This window comes from Rossellomorea sp. NS-SX7 (assembly GCF_052828565.1).
Genome location: NZ_CM128249.1, coordinates 4239118 through 4260320 on the forward strand (window position 1 = coordinate 4239118; position 21203 = coordinate 4260320).

Consider the following 21203-nt stretch of genomic DNA (forward strand, 5'->3'; position numbering starts at 1 on the left):
TGGGGATCAAGATGATTGGATGTTTACTAATACATGGTTTCACTGGCGGCCCATATGAAGTGGAGCCTCTGGCAGAATATCTAAAAGAAAGAACCGATTGGGAAATCGTTGTTCCTACTTTACCCGGTCATGGAGAGACACTCGCTTTAAAAGGGATCAAGCATGCTGAATGGATCGAACATGCGGAAGAAGAATTGAAGCACCTCATCTCCTCTTGCGAAAAGGTGTATGTCATCGGGTTTTCGATGGGAGGACTGATCGCTTCTTATCTTTCCGTCAAATACAGCGTCGACAAACTCGTCTTACTGAGTGCCGCTGCCTATTATTTGAATTTCAAGCAGCTGGTAAAAGATATTGGTAATTTAATCAAGGAAGGGCTTCAAGGGAAAATACTTGAAAACGAGCTCTATAATCGATATAAATTTAAAATGACCAATACTCCGATTCTTTCTGCCTACGAGTTTAAGAAGGTGGTGCGCGTAGCCCGCCCGCTCCTTAAAAACGTGAACATCCCTACTTTTATAGCCCAGGGAGAAAATGATGGGATAGTCCCGCCTAAAAGTGCAAAATATATTTATGAGACCATTTCATCAGAAGAAAAGAACCTATATTACTCCGCAGAAGCCCGACATTTAATATGCCACAGTGAAGATAAGCACGAATTATTTGGAGAGATCTACCATTTCCTTCAGAGTGAATAGATTGACTATTTTACAATAGATTGAAATTCATCTCTATAAGTGGTAACATAACTACAACATTGTTCTATTTGTTGGACGTGCCAGCTCTTCGATTTAGAAGAGTGTATTTTTTTGCATTGAACCTTGCAAAAACAAGCAATAAGGTGTACTCATTGCAGCAGACATTCCAATGGACATTGCAATATATTTCATAATAAACATCTCATTTAGACGATTTTAGATTAGATACCGAAGTCTTTCGGTGTGTGAGATTTCGTTCCGATTTAAAAATATAATCAGCACATTTGATTAGTTATAAAAGATGTAAATCAAAAGGAGAATGAATAGCATTGACTAAGTTTTCAGATTTAAACTTAAGCGCATCTACGTTGAAATCCGTTAAACGTATGGGCTTTGAAGAAGCAACCCCAATCCAGGCAAGTACAATTCCAGCAGGTCTAGAAGGTAAAGACATCATCGGTCAGGCACAAACAGGAACAGGGAAAACGACAGCATTCGGTATCCCGATGATCGAGAAGATCGATATGAAGAACCCGAACGTTCAGGCTCTTGTAATCGCTCCGACTCGTGAGCTCGCAATCCAGGTCTCTGAAGAACTATACCGCATCGGATCAGATAAGCGTGCACGCGTATTATCTGTATACGGCGGACAGGACATCCAGCGCCAAATCCGTGCGATGAAAAAGAACCCTCATATCATCGTAGGTACACCAGGCCGTCTACTCGACCACATCAAGCGCCGCACGCTGAAGCTTGATAACGTTGAAACATTGGTACTCGACGAAGCAGACGAAATGCTGAACATGGGCTTCATCGAAGACATCGAAAGCATCCTTGAAACTGTACCAAGCACAAGACAAACACTTCTATTCTCTGCAACAATGCCGGATCCGATCCGCCGCATTGCAGAGCGTTTCATGACAGAGCCTGAATTGATCAAGGTAAAATCCAAAGAAGTAACGGTTTCAAATATCGAACAGTACTTCACGAAAGTAACGGAAAAAGAAAAGTTTGATGTTCTTTCCCGTCTGATCGACGTACAATCACCTGAACTTGCGATTGTATTCGGCCGTACGAAGCGCCGTGTAGATGAACTTTCACGTGCACTCAGCATCCGCGGTTACCTTGCAGAAGGAATCCACGGTGACCTTTCCCAGGCGCGCCGTATGACGGTTCTTAAGAAGTTCAAAGAAGGCCGCATCGATATCCTTATCGCAACAGACGTTGCAGCACGCGGACTTGATATCTCAGGCGTAACTCACGTGTACAACTTTGATATCCCTCAAGATCCTGAAAGCTACGTTCACCGTATCGGACGTACTGGCCGTGCAGGTAAAAAAGGTATGTCCATCACATTCGTAACACCACGTGAAATGGGTTACCTGCGCGTAGTGGAACAAACAACGAAGAAGAAAATGATGGGCCTTAAGCCGCCAAGCTTGAACGAAGCACTTGAAGGTCAGCAGCGCCTTGCTTTAGATAAGCTTGTAGAAGCGGCAAAAGAAAGTGATCTTAAAGACTACTCTCAACTTGCAGAGGAATTCCTGAATGATCACGATCCAATCCAAGCAGTAGCAGCAGCTATCCGCGTTCTTACAAAAGAGCCGGACACAACTCCTGTAGAAATTACAGAAGAGCGTCCATTGCCATCAAGAGGCGGCGGTAATCGCGGCGGCGGCTACAAAAAAGGCGGATCCCGCAGCGGCAAAGGCGGCGGACGCGGAGGAAGCGGTGGCCCTCGCGGCGGCGGTTCACGCGGCGGATCATCCCGAGGCGGAGATCGTCGCGGCGGCGGCAGACCACAATCTTCCGGCAGCCGACGCAAGTCTTATAACAATAACTAATCGTTTTCAGTGAAGCACGATGACCCTTTTGGGGGTTGTCGTGTTTTTTTGTTTTTGTGGAATGATTTGGGGTGGAGCCTGGGGCTGGAGTTCGTACTTGGAGGGAAAAGGCGATGTTTGTCTGTTTTGGTTTAAGGTTGTGAATGATTAGGCTCATGCAGTTTTCGAACCAGGTAGAAGATCAAATTCGATGAGTAAGGAAAAGCTTGTCTGTTTTGGTTGGGTGGGGGCTGGGATGGAGATAGTGGTTTGGGTTGGAGGGGATGTAGTGGGATAGGGGACTGAAAAAGGGTTTTGACAAATTAGGGTTTTGGTTTTGGGGCGGCGTAGCAGAGGTGTGGGTGAAGAAAATTCGACAAGATGCACGTATTATTGGAAAGTGGAACGTATTTTTCAAAAATGGTTTGTAAATCTGAAATCCTGCATGAAAATCTCAAAACCTGCACGTAAATCTCTAAAAGTGGATTGAAACGGTAAAATGGTAACTATTTAACCAATCAAAAAGAGGATTTTCGCTATTTTGAGGGAAGTACTTATAGATAAATTTTAAAGGAGTGATCAATTGTTCGCAAAAAAGAGGAAAATACCGATAAGAATTGAACAAAATGAAGCATTAATAAGAAATTTAAGTGATCAGCACTCAAAAATCCCCATCATTGAACAGGATCTGAAGAGAAGAAACGCAGGTTATAACGGAGAAAAATCGATTGACTACCACTTAAGTTTTCTGGATAGCAAAAAGTATATGATTTTCAACGATTTAAAGCTCCCGTTGACTCCCCATCACTTTCAAATCGATTCGCTGCTTTTTACCCCTTTTTATACATTAATCCTAGAAATTAAAAACATTTCCGGAACGTTGACGATCGACTCGGAATTTAATCAATTAACAAGAACTTATAATGGTATCGATACAGGCTTTTCCGATCCCATAACCCAAGCCAACCGCCAGAAACTCTTTCTTCAACGCTTTTTCTACGAACATAATCTGGTGCTCCCGCCAATCGAATACCTCGTTGTGATCAGTAACCCATCAACAATAATAAAAATGGCCCCGGGACAACGGCTCCTTACCACCTATAATAAAATCATTCATGCCCAGAATTTAATAAGCGAAATTAGTAAATGAAACTCTTCTTATACTGAAAAAATTGCAACAAAAAAAGATCTTAGAAAGATTAAAAAGGTACTCCTCTCCAAACATGATACGAGCATGACAAGTGTGCTAAAAACATTTGGAATTGAAGAACATGAAATTATCAACGGGGTAAAATGTGAATATTGTGGTTCATTATTGGATCGGAAATTTGGCTGCTGGCACTGTCCCCACTGTAATATTTCTTCCAACACAGCTCACGTGCGAGCAATGGAAGATTATTTTCTTCTGTTTAAACCATTTATAACAAACAGGGAATTAAGAACCTTTTTAAATATTTCGTCCCCTAGAACCTCCCATCTCCTATTGAACTCTCTAGACCTGAAAATCCAAGGCTCCGGAAAAAGTACAACCTACCACAAAGAATTTTTATAATAAACATTAATCACGACCGCCCCGCACATACTAACCAATAAAAAAAGGAGCCCAACCCACCATGACACTCATCAGACTCGGCTACGTAGCGATGAGCATGAATCTCCAAAATGCCTCGCCATCCCAGACTATGACGTACAAGCAATTTTCATCGATAAAAGATCGGGAAGCGGCCATCGCCAAGCTTGAGCGTATTGCACGTTCCAATCTTGAGAACTGTCTGCGTCTATTGAAGCATAATGTACTTCACGATATTCTTTTTTTTCGTTTCAGCTCGAAGTTGATCCCGCTCGCTAACCACCCTGAACTTAAGGGGTGGGATTTTATATCGCCATTGAAGCCGGAGCTGCTCAACATTAAAGAGTATTTGCAGGCTCACCCGATGCGCGTTGATTTTCATCCTGATCATTTTGTCCTTCTGAACACGAGTGATGTTGACGTCCTCAAAAATACCTTTCACACGTTGAAAATGCACAGGGATTTACTCCGGGGTATGGGGATCGATCCGACTCACCGGTGTGTTTTACATGTTGGTGGAGCTTATGATGATAAGGAAAAGGCGCTGGAACAGTTTATCCATAATTGGGGACTTACGCCGGCTTCGCTGCAGGAAATGATCATATTGGAAAATGATGATACCGTGTTCAGTGCGGCAGATGCGTTATACCTTTGCGAAAAGTTGGGTATTCCTCAGGTTTTTGATTATCATCATCACCTTGCCTATCATGAGAGGGATTGGCAGGAGGATTGGGACCGGATCGTATCGACGTGGAGCCAGTCTCCATTGCCGGTCAAAATGCATATCTCCAGTCCCCGTTCCGAGAAGGACTTCAAAGCACACGCCGATTTCATCGATCCCTCGATGTTCATGGAATTTTTAAAAGGAGTCAAAGGTTCTGTCGATCAGGTGGACTGCATGATTGAAGCAAAGAAAAAAGATGATGCATTGTTCCGATTGGTTGAAGATTTGAAAGATGCCAAGGAAGTTGAGTGGGTCGATCAGTCGTCTTTTATCATAAAATGAATGGCCCTCACAACAATGCCTGCAAAGCCGATTACGTCGATTTGCAGGCATGATTTTTTAAGTGAGAATCACGTGTTTTCACAGCTTGGGGTGAGGTGCAGCGCAAATCTGGTAAAAAAACCGCCCCCAAAACTTTTGCCCCCGCACTGAAACCAAACCTATCCTCAAACGTAAACATACTGTAAGATTTATACATAAGGATATAGACAAAAAGGAGGATGGCTATGAGAGGAGAGCCCCAGAAACGGATTTCCCCGAAGGCACTCAAGGTGTGGAGGCTGCATGGTGTGATGCAGGCAGTGGTGCTGGCCTTAGTGGTGGCCTGTGTGATCGTGTTATCTATGATATTTGATTGGCCGGTTTGGATCATGGCATCGGCGATCGGTGTGCTGCTGTTATTTATATACATAATGATCTTTTTTCTGCCGACGATTCGCTGGAAGCGGTGGAGGTATGAGGTGAGGGAGCAGGAGATTGAGCTCCAAAGAGGGTTTATCTTTGTTAAACGTACGCTTGTCCCGATGGTCAGGGTTCAGCATGTTGATACGGTCCAGGGACCGATTTTAAAGAGATACGATTTATCCACGATTACGATTTCGACTGCTGCCACGGTTCATGAAATCCCTGCTCTGGATACGGGGGAAGCGGATGAATTGAGACATTCCATATCCTTACTGGCGAGGGTGGCGGAAGATGATGTCTGAATATAAACGACTGCATCCGATTTCTGCAGTGGCAAATTTTTTGAAACAATTAAAAGAATTGATCATACCGTTCGTCCTGTTATTTGTTCTGAACAGCAGGGGGGAGAAGAGCGGGTTTTGGGATTATATGCCCCTCATTTCAATGGGTGTGGTACTGGTGATTGTCCTTGTAGCGGGTGTGCTCAAGTGGCTCAGGTTCACTTATCGGCTGGAAGAGGGTGAACTCCGGATTGAATATGGTCTTTTTGTGAAGAAGAAGCGCTATATCCCGTTTGACCGCATTCAAAGCCTGAATTTTTCAGAAGGGATCATTCACAGGCCCTTTGGGTTGGTGAAGGTGAAGGTGGAAACAGCTGGCTCATCGAGTCCGGGAGAATCTGAAGCTGAGCTGACGGCCATTTTGAAAGAAGAAGCCTTGGAGCTTGAAAAAATCATTTACCGTGAGAAGAAGAAGGGTCAAACAACGGAAATGGACGAAGAGACGGTCGTCCATGAAAAGGATTTCCCAAAAGAAGAAAAATGGGTTTTTAAAATGAGTGCCAAGGATATTTTGGTGCTCGCTCTGACCTCTGGGGGAGTCGGTGTCATTCTATCGGGGGCGGCCGTCTTTTTATCACAGTTCTCTGAGTTCATTCCGTATGAAATGATATTTGACGAAGTTATGGCGTTTGTAAAAAGTGGACTGTTGTTCATTGCCATAATGTCATTCATCATCCTGCTCGTTGCCTGGATTTTTTCAGTTGGGTGGACGTTTGTGCTGTATGGTGATTTCAAAATAAGGATGAGTGATGACAATATCGTGATTACGAGAGGCCTCCTGGAGAGAAAACAGGTCACCGTCCCGCTGAATCGCGTGCAGGGCATCCGGATAGTTGAGAACCCGGTGCGTCAGTTGTTTGGCTACTGTACTGTCGTGATTGAAAATGCAGGGGGATCTGTACTTGATAAAGACAGTTCGACGATCAAGCTGATGCCTGTCGTGAAAAAAAAGAGAGTGCCGGGCCTGCTTCACACACTATTTCCTGAGTACGTTCTGACGGAGGAGTTCCACCGGCTGCCGAAACGTTCCCTTAGAAGATACATCTTTCGTGCAGCGGATTGGGTGATCATCCCGGTTGTCATACTGGCAATCATGTATTGGCCGCTGGGTCTCCTCAGTATCCTGCTCGTTATTCCTTTCAGCTTGCTTGGCTTCTTTCAGCATCGGGCTGGTGGCTGGAGAATTACAGACAATCAATTATCCCTGCGGTACCGTGGGATTTTAAAGCATACCGCTTTTATGAAAAAAAGCAGGATTCAATCTCTCGACTCCAAGCAGAGCTGGTTTCAGGCAAGAAGAAATTTGAGGAGCATTTCCACTACGCTTAAGTCCGGACAAACGGGCTATTCAAGTGAAGTGAATGATTTAGAATTAGAAGATGCAGCTGAAATTTATAATTGGTTTTCACATGATTAAATATAAAAAAGGTGACACGCTGCATGTGTAAGCGTGTCACCTTTTTTAGCGCGGTTCGTTCGGGAACGGAGTAAGCACCATCATTTCTTTCCGGAAATCCACCCGATGATAAATCCGCCAAGCAATCCGAAAATATGCGCGGTGATGTTGATGCCTGATTGCATGAATGTCATCACCACTCCGATTACGACAATCGGAAGTATGATTTGACGGCTTTCGCGGGTGATGAATTGTTTTTTCAGCACGATCATGGCGATGTAAAAGCCGAACAACCCGAATATCGCACCCGAAGCCCCGACATGACTGTAGGTTAAAGGCTTTATAAGATAGGTAATAATATTAGCGAAGATCCCGCTGGCCAAGTAAAGAAGAGTGAATCGGATTTTGCCAAGATAGTTTTCCAGCGGCGGTCCGAATAAAACGAGTGAAAAAGAGTTGAATAAAAGGTGAGCGAAGCCGAGGTGAACAAAGATTGGCGTAACCAGTCTCCACCAATCGCCTTCCTTGATGAACAGATTCACCCCTGCCAGCTGCTCATACACCCACCGCTGCGGGAAAATGGGAAGGGAACTCACTAAAAAGAGAACAATATGGATGAACACGATCAGTGAGATGACCGGATATAATCGTAAAAATTGCGGGAAGCTTTCCGTTCTGACAAACATAGTGTATCCTCCTAATAGAAAAGTACCGTCGTTGAAAAAATCACATGAGTCCATTATATACTATAAGTGTTTATAAACTATATGAGAAACAGGACAAGAGTAGAAGGAGATCTGCATATGATTAAAGGAATCGGTTTGGATATTATCGAGATCGAACGTATACAGCAAATCGTCGAGCGGCAGCCCAAATTGATCAAAAGGGTGCTGACCGTGGATGAGCAGGAGCAGCTTTTATCATTGACGGGTTCCCGGTCCATCGAATTTATTGCAGGCAGATTTGCGGCCAAGGAAGCTTACGCAAAGGCAAACGGGACAGGGATCGGCCATGCTCTTTCTTTTCAGGATATTGAAATAAGCAAAGACGCAAACGGAAAGCCGTTCTTTTCGAAGCCTGATGGAGTGAACGCTCATCTGTCGATCACCCACAGCAGGGACTTCGCTGCCGCACAGGTCATCATTGAGGACTAAGGTTCTTTTCGCACACAGTGGAAAACCGGAACGTAGTATTTTCGGATGTCGCCATCACGTTTTAAGCTTGCGTTCATATGCTTCTTTCAGTTTCTTTCAACATTATCCAGAAAGCAGCCGGGAAGAAAAAAGTATCAGCTTGTCATCTTCGCTAGCATATTACCCGAGGTTGTCTCATATATTCAGTAGTGCAATAGGAGAGACAAGGCTAGGTATGTTCGGTCGGGGCATCCGGCTGTGGGAGAGACAAAGATACAGAACGTCTTATTCTTATACCGTCTAGCTTTCCCCTCTCTCAATTACGTTTATCTTGAGACAAAAGGGGTTGAAAAAATGAAGAAAAAGCTAGTTGTACTAGTGATGGCCATGCTTGCAGTGCTGATGCTGGCTGCTTGCGGTGAGAAATCGAAGGAAGACGTGACGAAGGATCTTAAGTCAAAGGTAGAGGACATGAAGGGGTATAAAGCGGACGCCAAAATGACGCTTCAGGTTGGCGATGAGCCACAGACTTATGACGTGGAAGTTTGGCATAATAACCCTAATTACTACCGGGTCGCTCTTAAAAATGCCGCGAAGGATCAAAGTCAAATGATCCTCCGGAATGATGAAGGAGTATTTGTCCTGACCCCTGCCCTGAATAAGAGCTTCCGCTTCCAAAGTGAATGGCCGAATAACAGCAGTCAGGCTTACTTGTATGAATCTCTGGTTCAGGATGTGCTTGAGGATAAGGAAGCGAAGTTCAAAGAAACCAAGAACCATTATGTCTTTACAACGAAAACGCGTTATCAGAATAAGCAGATGCTTCCTACTCAGGAAATTGCCTTTAACAAGAAAGATCTTTCCCCTGCAACCGTCAAAGTGATGGATGCGGATAATAATTCTCTTGTAAAAGTGGAATTTTCCAAGATGGATATGAAAGCAGCGTTTGATAAAAAAGACTTTGATATGAAGAAGAACATGACAGGCGCCCAGCTGGAAGTACCGGTTACAGCAAGCGTGGAAGACAAAGAGTTCACTGTCCTCTATCCTATGTCTGAAATCACAGGCACTGAATTGGTAGAAGAAAAAGAAGTGGCGACAGAGAATGGAAAACGAGTCGTCCTGACATATGATGGCGAGAAATCCTTCACAATCATCCAGGAGAAAACGACAGTGGTTCCTACAATGACGGTATCGACCTCACTGAAGGGTGAACTGGTAGACTTAGGATTCACAGTGGCAGCGATGACCGATACGTCCATCAGATGGACGAATAACGGCGTCGACTACATGCTTGCTTCGAATGACCTGACTCCTTCCGAAATGGTGATGCTTGCACAGTCTGTTCAAGGATCCATGGTGAAATAGCGAGTGTTTAAATGGGGCGGACCTTATTGGTTCGCCTCTTTTCTTTTTTGTAAGAATAAACTAAAAATATTAATAGAAGGATGATCGAGAATATTATTTATTGCGCCGGTTCAGAAAGTATTGCGCCACTTTCAGGATAATTGCGCCGGTTTAAAAAATATTGCGCATCTATCAGGATAATTGCGCCAGAATCCTAATTTTTGCGCCGCTTGTCGAAAAATCTCCGCTCCTCCCTGAAACAAACACTGCACCCCCCCACACCATCCCCACACAAATTCTTGCCACAAAAAAATTAATTTGACACAATAAGAGAATAGATGAATAATCAAAGATATTCTTGAATAGACTGACAATGTTTTGTTGATATGAGGAAGTGACCAGAGTGGAGACACAGACGCAGTTTTTTCGTGATACATGGGCAGAAATTAATCTTGATCACCTGACGGAAAATATTAAAAATATCAAGCGTCATATTGCTTCTGATGAAGTGAAGATGTTTGCTGTGGTAAAGGCAAACGCTTACGGACACGGCGATGTCCAAATCGCATTGACTGCTTTGGAAGCAGGGGCTCACGGACTTGCAGTTGCCTTCCTGGATGAGGCCATCTCATTAAGAAAAGGAGGGGTCAAAGCGCCAATCCTTGTGCTCGGTGCAACACGGGCGAAAGATGTGAACCTGGCATCTTGCTACGATATTTCATTGACGACCTTCAGTTTGGAATGGCTTGAAGAAGCGTCGGAAGAGATGGACCAGACCTCTTCATTGAAGCTGCACATTAAATGTGATACCGGGATGGGCAGGATAGGGGTCCGGTCTGCAGAAGAGTTAAAGAAAATGGAGACATTCATTCATTCTTCCGGCAAATTTGAGTTGGAAGGAATCTTCACGCATTTTGCTACTGCTGACGAACTGGATGATGAGTATCTAGAGCGGCAGCTGGATACGTTTGAAGAGATGCTCCGTGTGCTGGATGAACTTCCGCTTTACGTACATTCATCCAATAGCGCCGCAGCCCTTCGGAAGCCGGATACCCATTTCAACGCGGTCCGCATAGGGATCGCGATGTACGGTCTCACTCCATCTCAGGAAATGAAAGCGGTCTTGCCCTTTCCGCTTAAGGAAGTCTTTTCCCTTTACTCAAGGCTGATTCATACGAAAGAACTTGAAGAGGGAGATAAAATCAGCTACGGAGCCACATATGAAGCATCCGGCAATGAATGGATCGGGACGATACCGATCGGATATGCAGACGGGTGGCTGAGGAAGCTTCAGGGGCAGAGAGTCATTGTGGATGGAAAGAGATCTCCGATAGTTGGAAGGATATGCATGGACCAATGCATGGTTTCATTACCCGGTGCGTTAAAACCGGGGGTGAAGGTCACCCTTATCGGACAGGAAGGGGATGAAGCGGTCTCGATCGATGAAATTGCTGAAAAACTTGAAACGATCAACTATGAAATACCGTGTATCATATCTACAAGAGTTCCGAGGGTTTATATAAGGAACGGACAGCCTGCGGAAGTTTCGAATAAACTATTATCTTCAGGTACGGATATGAAAAAATGAAATCATCTGAATTTCAATGAATAATTAGCATTTTATATGGCGGATACTAGAAGAGATTGATAAATTGTCTTTTCATTCCCGCTATTTAATGGTATGATTAGTATGTTATTGAACAGAAACGGTATGTAGTGATTGGTGGAGGTGTAGTTTGTGTCTGAATCCAGCGCAACAACAGAAATCTTAATTCGTCTGCCGCAACAGCTCGTTACAGAATTGGACGGCTTTGCAGATCAAGAGAATGTGAATCGCAATGAGTTTATTTATCGTGCAACCAAAATGTATTTACGGGAACGTAAAAAGCGACAACTACGTGAATCTATGAGACGCGGCTATATGGAGATGGCTAAGATTAATCTTGCAATCGCTTCTGAAGCGATCCAAGCAGAATATGAGGCAGAACATACAGTCGAACGCTTAGTAAGCGGAGGTTAATCCTTTGATTGTAAAGCGTGGTGACGTATATTTTGCGGATCTTTCTCCTGTTGTAGGTTCAGAACAAGGCGGAGTTCGACCGGTACTTGTTATTCAAAACGATATTGGGAATCGATTCAGTCCCACAGTGATCGTTGCTGCTATTACCGCACAAATTCAAAAAGCAAAACTGCCTACTCATGTTGAAATTGATGCAAAACGTTATGGCTTTGAACGTGATTCTGTTATCTTGCTTGAACAAATTCGAACGATTGATAAACAACGTCTGACAGATAAAATTACACACTTGGATGATGAAATGATGGAAAAAGTGGATGACGCCCTCCAAATCAGTGTCGGCTTAATCCAGTTTTAAACTTTCTTATCCCGGGTATTCAGTACAACAATATAGAGCAACACAGATATAAAACAGAAGGCCTGCTGATCAAATGGAGCGTACAGATCAGCAGGCTTTCTGTTTTATATTTATATCAACATCCAATACACATACATATCCTGTCCCTGCGGTGAAGAATATACATCGAGGTAAATTCAGACATTTTTATGACAAATCCATTCCGACAAATTATAATAAAAATGAACATGGGGAAAATACCCGAAAAGGCATTGTTTTTTTCAATTTGGTATTTATTTGTTACTATATTATTAAATGCGTCAATTTAAAAGCATAAGAACGGATAAGATTAAATATACGTTACATCTTTTCGTATATGACAGTTGGTGTAAATTTCTTATGGTAGAATGGGGAGAGTTAAATGTTCACTGAAATTACGGATTTTATCCAGAGTAATAAGTCGGATTTAACGCAAGTTTGGATGGAGCGGATGAAGGAAGAAGCGGATGAAAAATTTCTTCAAGTTGTTTCTGATCAAATTTTTACTAAGACAAGCCATGAATTTGTAGAAATGATTGCATCCAATCTAAGGGATTCCAAAGAATTCTCGTCAAGGCTCGAGGATTTTGCAGAAAAGGTCGTGCGATTCGGCTGGCCGCTGACATTTGTTACGTCAGCGCTGAGCACGTTTGCAAAAGTGGTGTACGAAGCGATGAGAGAAGACAACCTGATTACCGAAGCAAATCATGCTGAACAGGTTGAAATATTTGATAAATGGGTCACCCCTATGTATAACAAAGTAATCAGCGCTTATACAGAATCATGGGAAAGAACCGTATCCCTTCAAAAGATCGCCCTGCAGGAACTTTCTGCACCGTTGATTCCCGTATTCGAGAAGATTTCAGTGATGCCTCTCGTCGGCACCATCGATACGGAAAGAGCCCGATTAATCATGGAAAATCTGTTGAACGGTGTGGTCAAGCACAGGGCTGAAGTCGTCCTGATTGATATTACGGGTGTCCCGGTGGTGGATACGATGGTTGCCCACCACATCATCCAGGCGGCAGACGCGGTCCGTTTAGTGGGAGCAAAGTGCATGCTGGTTGGAATAAGACCTGAAATCGCCCAGACGATCGTAAACCTGGGGATCGATCTTAATCAATTCAGCACGAACAGCACATTAAGAAAAGGCATTGAAAAGGCTCTTGAAATGACCGATAGAAAAATTGTTTCAGCGGAGGGATCAGAGTGAGAATACCGATTTTAAAATTGCATGATTGTTTGTTGATTTCAATTCAATGGGAACTTGATGATCAAACAGCCCTTCAATTTCAAGAAGACCTTTTGCATAAAATACATGAAACAAGTGCAAGAGGAGTTGTAATCGATATCACTTCGATCGACTTTATTGATTCCTTTATCGCCAAGGTGCTTGGTGATGTTATAAATATGTCCAGATTAATGGGGGCTAAAGTTGTGATAACAGGCATCCAGCCTGCTGTCGCGATTACGCTGATTGAACTCGGCATCAGGTTGGACGATGTGCTAACCGCTCTAGACTTGGAAAAAGGTTTAGAGAAATTACAAACGGAACTGGGGGATTAGTGAATGGATAGCCAATCCTGCGTGAAGATCACGAATGAATGGGACATCGTCGCTGCCCGCCAGTTAGGAAGAAATGTAGCGAAAGAGCTGGGGTTCGGAACTGTTGATCAGGCTCGAATCACTACTGCTATCAGTGAATTAGCACGAAACATCTATCTTTATGCCGGTCATGGTCAGATATGTATAGAGAAGCTATTCGACGGCGGAAAGAAAGGCGTGCGCATCATTGCACTGGATGATGGTCCCGGCATCAATGATTTAAGAAAAGTGATGGAAGATGGATATTCCACATCAGGTGGTTTAGGAGCAGGTTTGCCTGGAGTTAAACGGTTGATGGATGAATTCAACGTAGAATCTGTACCTGGGGAAGGGACAGATATCCGGGCGACAAAATGGCTCCGCTAGGGGGAGTTACATGAACTTTAGAGAATTGATGGATTCAAAATATAGAGAAATCATAGAGCATTACCTGAATGAGCAAGATGAAAAAGCACTGTATCTCGGTCAGAAATTCAGCAGGAAATCGATTGAGCATCATGTGTCGCCGGAAGAGATCATCAGTCTCCATAAGAGTGTCATGCTCGAGATGGAACCGAATATCCCGCACCATGTCCTTCATGCGTTCGATATTCTACTGGAAGTCATGATAGGATATGGATTCGCCTATCGCGAACATCAGAGCCTGCGAAGTAAGCAGCAGGAATTGAACAATGAAATCGACATTGCATCGAACATGCAGCAGACCCTTCTGGGTACGAACATACCTGCCGTTGAAGGTTTGGATATCGCTGCTGTCAGTGTCCCGGCCAAGAAGATGAACGGCGACTATTACCATTTCGTCCAGGATGAAAACGAAAGTGTCAGTGTTGCGATTGCAGACGTCATCGGAAAAGGGATACCCGCTGCATTGTGTATGTCCATGATCAAATATGCGATGGACAGCCTGCCGGAGTATCGCAATGAACCCAATGCTGTCCTGGAAAGCCTGAATAGAGTGGTCGAACAAAATGTGGATGCCAGCATGTTCATTACAATGTTCTATGGTGTCTATAACTCTCATAAACACTTGTTTTCTTATTCATCAGCCGGTCATGAGCCCGGCTTCTTCTATAATGCCCATGCCGGTCAATTCGAAGATTTGGATGCAAAAGGGCTTTTATTAGGGGTGGATAAGAAAGCCAAATACAGACAGTATGAAAGACGAGTGGAAGTCGGGGATATGATCATCCTCCTGTCTGACGGGGTAACGGAGTGCCGCACAGAAGAGGGCTTTATTGAACGGGAAGATTTAGTAGAGCTGATCAGCCAGCATAAACACTTGACCTCGGATGAAATCGTTACAAACGTCTATAAAGAACTAGAAAAACTGCAGCATTTTGAATTGCGAGATGACTTCACCCTTATTATTATAAAAAGAATTTCCTAAATACTTGTTTATCTTACTTTACAATAGGGTAAACGAATAGAGACTTTATTATAATGCTCTTAAAAAAGGTGGTCGTTTTATGAACTTATCAATAGATATGCAAGAGAGAGAGAACGAATTATTTGTAAAAGTAGCTGGTGAAATAGATGCATATACAGCACCTAAACTTAAAGAAACCCTTCTTCCTTCTGCCGAAGCTGAAAATGATAAAGATATCGTTGTAGACCTTTCAGAGGTTTCCTATATGGACAGTACCGGACTGGGTGTCTTTGTAGGATTATTCAAGACCATTAACGCACGCGGCGGCCAGCTCAAACTGGTTGGTTTATCTGATCGTCTCCAAAGATTGTTTGATATTACCGGTTTAGGGGATATTATGAATATAAATTCCAAGGTAGAGGGTGGAGTTGAATGATGCAAGCTTTTGATTACATCGAGATGAAAATTCCTGCAAAGCCTGAATACGTAGGGGTTATTCGTCTGACTCTGTCAGGGATAGCCAGTCGTTTGGGCTTTGATTATGATGCGATAGAGGACCTGAAGATTGCGACAAGTGAAGCCATCACAAATGCTGTTCAGCATGCTTACAAAGGTGGTGACGGCGAAGTGGTGGTCGGTTTTGCTCTTTATGAGGATCGTTTGGAGGTAATGGTAGCGGATCATGGAGAGAGCTTTGACTTTAAAGCGATCCGTAGTGCCGTTGGTCCATATCATGCCGACCATTCCGTTGAATTCCTAAGAGAAGGTGGGTTAGGTCTTTACCTTATTGAGAGCCTTATGGATGATGTGAAGGTTCATCATAAAGAGGGAGTGACGGTCTTTATGACCAAATTCCTATCAGGAGAGCAGGTGGAGAGGGATGAAAAAACTATCTCAACCTAACCAGCAGGAACAAAAAGAAAAAGTTCTTCAATGGATAAAGGATTATCAGGAGCACCAGGACGATGAAGCTCAAAGTCAGCTCATCCTTCACTACCAAAATCTAGTGGAGTCCATTGCGAGAAAATATTCCAAAGGGAGATCCTTCCATGAGGACATTATCCAAGTAGGGATGATCGGTTTACTGGGAGCAATCAGACGGTATGACGAATCTTTCGGAAGATCCTTCGAAGCATTTGCCATTCCGACCATCATCGGGGAAATCAAACGTTTCCTTCGCGATAAAACCTGGAGTGTTCATGTCCCGAGAAGAATCAAAGAGCTGGGTCCAAAGATCAAATCAACTGTAGAAGAGTTAACCAACAAACTGGAACGTTCTCCACAAGTTCATGAAATTGCCGAATATCTTGAAGTAAGTGAAGAAGAAGTATTGGAAGCGATGGAGATGGGCAGAAGTTATCAAGCCCTCTCAGTGGACCATTCGATTGAAGCGGATTCTGAAGGCAGTACCGTTACAATTCTGGATATTGTAGGAAACCAGGATGAAGGATACGAAAAAGTCAATCAGCGCCTTGTTCTGGAGAAAGTGCTGCATGTCCTTTCGGAGAGAGAGAAAGCGATCATCCAGTATACGTACCTTGAAAACCTGAGCCAGAAAGAAGCTGGTGAAAAACTTGGGATTTCACAGATGCATGTATCCCGTCTTCAGCGCAGAGCCATAAAGAAACTGCGTGAAGCCATCCAGGAAGAGGCTTTTGATTCGGAGAGTCATTATTAATGGGTTATTTTCAACAAAATGAAATAGAACTCTATTCAGAACAAGTTTCAAAAAATGGGGATCCGTATTGTGGAGACAGTTACTATTACGTCTCGACAAATGAGTATTTTGTCTGCGTGCTAGCCGATGGGTTGGGCAGCGGAAAGTATGCTTACGAATCTTCTCATGTAGTAGTGGAAATCGTGGAACAGAATCATCATGAAGATGTAGAAACACTCATGGACCTTTGTAATAACGCGCTCCAAAAGAAACGCGGAGCTGCGGTGGCGATCATTAAAGCCTATTATCACTCAAAGGAATTCGTATATAGCTGCGTCGGGAATATCCGGTTCTACATGTACTCTCCTGAAGGGAAGATCACGTATCCTTTACCGGTAACAGGTTACTTATCCGGAAGACCTCAAAAGTACCAAACGAAGCGTTATATGTACGAATCAAATTCAAGGTTTCTGCTTCATTCAGATGGATTAAATATTTCAGGTGTAAAGACGGTCCTTCAAAAATATCCGACATTGCACAGCACCATGCATGATATTCAATCATTGGTCGATGATACAGCTGATGATACAACATATATAGTAGGAAGCTTGCTCTGATGAATGGGGTAAGCTTTCTTTTTTTGTTTCATCATATGGTAAACTTAATGAGAACCCTTTTAGATGGAGGTCGAAACATTGACTGTAACAATAACGAATCAAGAAAATTTACTGCAAATCGTTTCTAAGAATGTAAATGTATCTCTTAAAAGTGTGAAAAACGTTATTTCCTTATTGGAAGAAGGCAATACGGTACCGTTCATCGCCCGTTATCGGAAGGAACAAACTGGCGCACTGGATGAAGTCCAAATCAAAGATATTATGGAGCAGTGGAACTACCTGCAAAATCTTGAACAAAGAAAAGAAGAAGTCCTTAGACTGATTGATGAACAGGGTAAGTTGACAGAGGAATTGTCACAAGCAATTAAAAAAGCTGACAAATTGCAAAAGGTTGAGGATTTATATCGACCTTATAAACAAAAACGGCGTACAAAAGCGACTGTTGCAAAAGAAAAAGGGCTGGAACCTCTAGCGGAGTGGATCTTAACGTTCCCTTCAGCTGCAGATATGGAAACAGAAGCAGCACGCTATACATCCGAAGAAAACGAAGTGGCAACTGGAGAAGAAGCGCTTTCCGGAGCGAAGGACATCATCGCCGAGTATATATCCGACGATGCAGCTTTTCGTGAATACATAAGAAATCACACCTTCCGAAAAGGTGTCATAGAAACAAAAGTGAAGAATGAAGAGAAAGATGAGAAGAACGTCTTCGAGATGTACTATGAATACAGTGAGCCGGTAGGTAAAGTCGTCCCACACCGTGTGCTGGCGATGAATAGAGGAGAAAAAGAAGATATTATCAAAGTGAATATCCAGCCTGATGGAGAGTCCATTCTTCACTATTTACAAAGACAAGTGATCAAAAATGTCCACTCTCCAGTAGTATCCGTGGTTAAAGAAGCGATTGAGGATGGATACAAACGATTAATTCAGCCTTCTGTCGAAAGGGAAATCCGTAATGATTTAACGGAAAAGGCAGAAAATCAAGCCATTCATATTTTTTCGGAAAACCTCAGAAAGCTGCTGCTGCAGCCTCCTATGAAAGGGAAAATGGTCCTTGGAGTCGATCCTGCATACAGAACGGGATGTAAGCTTGCAGTAATTGACGAAACCGGAAAGATGCTTGAAGTGAGTGTGATCTATCCGCATCCGCCTAAATCCCAAAAGGCTGCTTCTGAAGAAGTGATGAAGAAGATGATCAATCAATATTCCATAGAAGTCGTGGCTATCGGAAACGGAACGGCTTCCAGGGAGACAGAGCAATTCGTGGTAGATGTCCTGAAAAATATTGATAAAGAAATCTTCTATTTAATTGTGAATGAAGCCGGGGCAAGTGTTTATTCTGCTTCTGAAGTCGCAAGAGAAGAATTCCCTTCCCTCCAGGTAGAGGAAAGAAGTGCTGTTTCGATTGCCAGGAGATTGCAGGACCCGCTCGCGGAACTGGTAAAGATCGATCCGAAATCTGTAGGTGTTGGTCAATACCAGCACGATGTCTCTCAGAAAAAATTGAATGAGTCATTGACTTTTGTCGTAGAGACAGCCGTTAACCAAGTAGGGGTGAACGTGAATACTGCTTCTTCTTCATTACTGCAGTATGTGGCGGGCCTCTCTAAAACGGTGGCGAATAATATCGTGAAAAAGAGAGAAGAAGAGGGCAAATTCAAGTCCAGGGCGCAATTGAAGAAAATTCCGAGACTCGGCGCCAAGACGTATGAACAAAGCATAGGCTTCCTGCGCATCATGGAAGGCAATGAACTGCTAGACCGGACTCCTATTCATCCGGATAACTACGGTGATGTTAAAAAGCTGCTAGCCAAAACCGGGTTCAGTGAAGAAGCGATTGGAAGTGAAGATTTAAAACAGGCGTTTAATCAATTGAACCTCGATGAAGTATCTGATGAATTGGGGATCGGTAAATTAACTCTGAAAGATATCATTGATGCCTTAATCCGTCCCGGCAGAGACCCGCGTGACGAATTCCCTAAACCACTTCTGAAAAAAGATGTACTAAAACTGGAGGATCTTAAAGAAGGTATGGAACTTCAAGGAACTGTCCGTAATGTAGTCGACTTTGGCGCGTTTATCGATGTTGGGGTCAAACAGGATGGGCTCGTCCACATTTCAAAGCTTAAACAAGGATTCGTAAAACACCCGTTGGATGTTGTTTCAGTCGGAGATGTAGTAACCGTTTGGGTGGACAGTGTCGATGTGAAAAAGGGCAGGGTTGCGTTGACTATGATTCAATGATGGAAAAGTAAAGCCCAATAAACAAAAGCTGACTTGAAGGCAACAATCAAGTCAGCTTTTTTGTCCAGTTCCGGCGGCCGAGAGCCGCCGGAGCATTTCGGTCATTATTGTTGAGGGAAGTTTTTCTTCCTATAAAAATTCCAGCATTGATTAAGAAGCTTTATCTGATAACGATTCTTCTCAAGATATGCCTTCCTCATCTGATTTACGAGCCAGTTTGGCATAAGGTACCCTCCTTATTCCAATCTCCAGAAAACATTCTTGAAACGACAGCCGGTGTCTATTCCTTCAGGATGTTATATAATTTAAGTGTATGTTGCAAAAGGTTGTCCTGTGCTGGAAAACGAGTAAAGGTAAAGGAGAATGAGTATGACAAACGATGAACTGCAAAACCTGGTTGAAGAAATTTCACTTCAGTATTTTCAAAAACCATTCCAGCATAAAGCATTTTTCAATCCCAGACTTAGGACGACGGGCGGAAGATACATGCTTAGGAGCCACAATATAGATATCAACGAGAAATACTTGAAAGAACTTGGCGTATCAGAATTGATCGGTATTATTAAACATGAACTCTGCCACTATCATCTTCATATTGAAGGTAAGGGGTACAAGCACAGGGATGCAGAGTTTAAACAACTTCTTCAAAAAGTTGGAGGTCCCAGGCATTGTACAGCGCTGCCCGAGACAAAAAGGAATCAGCGAACGCTGATTTATTCCTGTTCAAGATGTAATCTGACATTCAAGAGGAAAAGAAGGATTGATACAAAAAAGTATGTATGCGGCAGATGTAAGGGGAAGCTTATCTTTCGTGAGGAGTTAAGGCAAGGAACCTAGATGCTGATCGAACGGTTGGTTCTAGACGTAGGGTTATCACATATAAAAAACTATATGAAAAGTAGTTGACAAGAAGCTGCTGAGTCATTATAATCGAAAGAGTCGATAAGACATTTCACAAAGCGTTAGAATACTTCACGTTCCGCAGTAGCTCAGTGGTAGAGCTATCGGCTGTTAACCGATCGGTCGCAGGTTCGAATCCTGCCTGCGGAGCCATTTTTATGGAGAAGTACTCAAGTGGCTGAAGAGGCGCCCCTGCTAAGGGTGTAGGTCGGGCAACTGGCGCGAGGGTTCAAATCCCTCCTTCTCCGCCATTACATTCTTTTATCCTGGCCCGTTGGTCAAGCGGTTAAGACACCGCCCTTTCACGGCGGTAACACGGGTTCGAATCCCGTACGGGTCATTATCAATTTTTAATTCAAAATTGAATGTGAGATAACGTAGCCATGATTGTTAATGATTACGCTTGTGGTACAGTTGTTTCGCAGAAGTAATTTAAGGTAAGTTATTTCGCTTTCGCGAAAAACTCTGGTCCGGTAGTTCAGTTGGTTAGAATGCCTGCCTGTCACGCAGGAGGTCGCGGGTTCGAGTCCCGTCCGGACCGCCAGAATATTTTTGAGAAAAGTGGTTGACGACCAAGAGGTGGACATGTTATTATATAAACCTCGTCACTTTTCGAGGCATTGGGCTATAGCCAAGCGGTAAGGCATCGCACTTTGACTGCGACATGCGTTGGTTCGAATCCAGCTAGCCCAGCCATTT

General features: G+C 43.4%; 23 protein-coding genes and 5 tRNA genes. 26 read left to right on the plus strand and 2 right to left on the minus strand.

All coding sequences use genetic code 11. The features are described from left to right. Positions 1-11: 11 nt before the first annotated feature. The 6 genes from ACUXV2_RS21090 to ACUXV2_RS21115 all read left to right on the plus strand — a co-directional run bounded on the left by ACUXV2_RS21090 (position 12) and on the right by ACUXV2_RS21115 (position 7260). A complete protein-coding gene (locus tag ACUXV2_RS21090) occupies positions 12-701 on the plus strand; it encodes an alpha/beta hydrolase (protein ID WP_446245022.1) in 690 nt (229 codons plus the stop codon). Positions 702-1030: 329 nt separating this feature from the next. Further along, entirely contained in the window at positions 1031-2545 is a 1515-nt protein-coding gene (locus tag ACUXV2_RS21095; RefSeq protein WP_446245023.1) for a DEAD/DEAH box helicase, read from the plus strand. Positions 2546-3107: 562 nt separating this feature from the next. Continuing rightward, entirely contained in the window at positions 3108-3674 is a 567-nt protein-coding gene (locus ACUXV2_RS21100) for a nuclease-related domain-containing protein (RefSeq protein ID WP_446245024.1), read from the plus strand. Positions 3675-4137: 463 nt separating this feature from the next. Further along, positions 4138-5100 (plus strand): UV DNA damage repair endonuclease UvsE, encoded by a 963-nt coding sequence (gene uvsE, locus ACUXV2_RS21105; RefSeq protein WP_446245025.1) that lies wholly within the window; start codon positions 4138-4140, stop codon positions 5098-5100. A gap of 224 nt (positions 5101-5324) precedes the next feature. After that, a complete protein-coding gene (locus ACUXV2_RS21110) occupies positions 5325-5804 on the plus strand; it encodes a PH domain-containing protein (RefSeq protein WP_446245026.1) in 480 nt (159 codons plus the stop codon). Continuing rightward, on the plus strand, positions 5797-7260 hold the full coding sequence (locus tag ACUXV2_RS21115; protein ID WP_446245027.1) for a PH domain-containing protein: 1464 nt from the start codon (positions 5797-5799) through the stop codon (positions 7258-7260). Before ACUXV2_RS21110 ends, ACUXV2_RS21115 begins: the two co-directional genes overlap by 8 nt. Before the next feature lie 80 nt (positions 7261-7340). Here ACUXV2_RS21115 and ACUXV2_RS21120 read toward each other — a convergent pair whose 3' ends face one another. Then, the gene (locus ACUXV2_RS21120; protein ID WP_446245028.1) at positions 7341-7925 is read right to left on the minus strand and encodes a rhomboid family intramembrane serine protease; all 585 of its coding nucleotides are present in this window, start codon (positions 7923-7925) and stop codon (positions 7341-7343) included. A 117-nt stretch (positions 7926-8042) separates the two neighbouring features. Here ACUXV2_RS21120 and acpS point away from each other — a divergent pair, with 117 nt between their 5' ends. The 14 genes from acpS (at position 8043) to ACUXV2_RS21190 (ending at position 19604) form a co-directional block, all read left to right on the plus strand. Continuing rightward, entirely contained in the window at positions 8043-8393 is a 351-nt protein-coding gene (gene acpS, locus ACUXV2_RS21125) for a holo-ACP synthase (RefSeq protein WP_446245029.1), read from the plus strand. A 333-nt stretch (positions 8394-8726) separates the two neighbouring features. Beyond that, on the plus strand, positions 8727-9740 hold the full coding sequence (locus ACUXV2_RS21130; protein ID WP_446245030.1) for a LolA family protein: 1014 nt from the start codon (positions 8727-8729) through the stop codon (positions 9738-9740). 382 nt (positions 9741-10122) lie between these two features. Beyond that, on the plus strand, positions 10123-11307 hold the full coding sequence (gene alr / locus ACUXV2_RS21135) for an alanine racemase (protein WP_446245031.1): 1185 nt from the start codon (positions 10123-10125) through the stop codon (positions 11305-11307). Positions 11308-11457: 150 nt separating this feature from the next. After that, complete coding sequence (locus tag ACUXV2_RS21140; protein ID WP_032085355.1) at positions 11458-11739, plus strand: CopG family ribbon-helix-helix protein; 282 nt, start codon at positions 11458-11460, stop codon at positions 11737-11739. A 4-nt stretch (positions 11740-11743) separates the two neighbouring features. Further along, positions 11744-12094 (plus strand): type II toxin-antitoxin system endoribonuclease NdoA, encoded by a 351-nt coding sequence (gene ndoA, locus ACUXV2_RS21145; RefSeq protein WP_006838214.1) that lies wholly within the window; start codon positions 11744-11746, stop codon positions 12092-12094. A 400-nt stretch (positions 12095-12494) separates the two neighbouring features. Then, positions 12495-13325 carry an RsbT co-antagonist protein RsbRA gene (locus tag ACUXV2_RS21150; RefSeq protein WP_446245032.1) on the plus strand — a complete coding sequence of 277 codons (831 nt, stop codon included), beginning with the start codon at positions 12495-12497 and terminating at the stop codon, positions 13323-13325. Next, entirely contained in the window at positions 13322-13678 is a 357-nt protein-coding gene (locus ACUXV2_RS21155) for an STAS domain-containing protein (RefSeq protein ID WP_058300003.1), read from the plus strand. Before ACUXV2_RS21150 ends, ACUXV2_RS21155 begins: the two co-directional genes overlap by 4 nt. Before the next feature lie 3 nt (positions 13679-13681). Next, positions 13682-14083, plus strand: coding sequence for an anti-sigma regulatory factor (locus ACUXV2_RS21160; RefSeq protein WP_032085358.1), 402 nt, complete (start codon positions 13682-13684; stop codon positions 14081-14083). Positions 14084-14093: 10 nt separating this feature from the next. After that, the gene (locus ACUXV2_RS21165; RefSeq protein ID WP_446245033.1) at positions 14094-15104 is read left to right on the plus strand and encodes a SpoIIE family protein phosphatase; all 1011 of its coding nucleotides are present in this window, start codon (positions 14094-14096) and stop codon (positions 15102-15104) included. Positions 15105-15183: 79 nt separating this feature from the next. Beyond that, the gene (locus ACUXV2_RS21170; RefSeq protein WP_446245034.1) at positions 15184-15519 is read left to right on the plus strand and encodes an anti-sigma factor antagonist; all 336 of its coding nucleotides are present in this window, start codon (positions 15184-15186) and stop codon (positions 15517-15519) included. Next, positions 15519-15986, plus strand: a complete 468-nt coding sequence (rsbW, locus tag ACUXV2_RS21175) for an anti-sigma B factor RsbW (protein ID WP_446247120.1) — start codon at positions 15519-15521, stop codon at positions 15984-15986. Before ACUXV2_RS21170 ends, rsbW begins: the two co-directional genes overlap by 1 nt. Continuing rightward, positions 15964-16761 (plus strand): RNA polymerase sigma factor SigB, encoded by a 798-nt coding sequence (gene sigB, locus ACUXV2_RS21180; RefSeq protein WP_446245035.1) that lies wholly within the window; start codon positions 15964-15966, stop codon positions 16759-16761. Before rsbW ends, sigB begins: the two co-directional genes overlap by 23 nt. Continuing rightward, entirely contained in the window at positions 16761-17357 is a 597-nt protein-coding gene (locus ACUXV2_RS21185) for a PP2C family serine/threonine-protein phosphatase (RefSeq protein ID WP_446245036.1), read from the plus strand. The genes sigB and ACUXV2_RS21185 overlap by 1 nt, the downstream gene beginning before the upstream one ends. 90 nt (positions 17358-17447) lie before the next feature. After that, positions 17448-19604 (plus strand): Tex family protein, encoded by a 2157-nt coding sequence (locus tag ACUXV2_RS21190; RefSeq protein ID WP_446247121.1) that lies wholly within the window; start codon positions 17448-17450, stop codon positions 19602-19604. 104 nt (positions 19605-19708) lie between these two features. Here ACUXV2_RS21190 and cmpA read toward each other — a convergent pair whose 3' ends face one another. Continuing rightward, positions 19709-19828, minus strand: coding sequence for a cortex morphogenetic protein CmpA (gene cmpA, locus ACUXV2_RS21195; RefSeq protein ID WP_175986492.1), 120 nt, complete (start codon positions 19826-19828; stop codon positions 19709-19711). Positions 19829-19973: 145 nt separating this feature from the next. Here cmpA and ACUXV2_RS21200 point away from each other — a divergent pair, with 145 nt between their 5' ends. From ACUXV2_RS21200 to ACUXV2_RS21225, 6 genes are all read left to right on the plus strand, one after another. Next, positions 19974-20441, plus strand: coding sequence for a SprT family protein (locus ACUXV2_RS21200; protein ID WP_446245037.1), 468 nt, complete (start codon positions 19974-19976; stop codon positions 20439-20441). Between the two features lie 141 nt (positions 20442-20582). Further along, positions 20583-20657, plus strand: a tRNA-Asn gene (locus ACUXV2_RS21205). Positions 20658-20664: 7 nt separating this feature from the next. Next, positions 20665-20755, plus strand: a tRNA-Ser gene (locus tag ACUXV2_RS21210). Positions 20756-20772: 17 nt separating this feature from the next. Further along, a tRNA-Glu gene (locus ACUXV2_RS21215) sits at positions 20773-20844 on the plus strand. A 127-nt stretch (positions 20845-20971) separates the two neighbouring features. Next, positions 20972-21048: transfer RNA gene (locus ACUXV2_RS21220), tRNA-Asp, on the plus strand. A 77-nt stretch (positions 21049-21125) separates the two neighbouring features. Next, a tRNA-Gln gene (locus ACUXV2_RS21225) sits at positions 21126-21200 on the plus strand. Positions 21201-21203 lie beyond the last annotated feature (3 nt).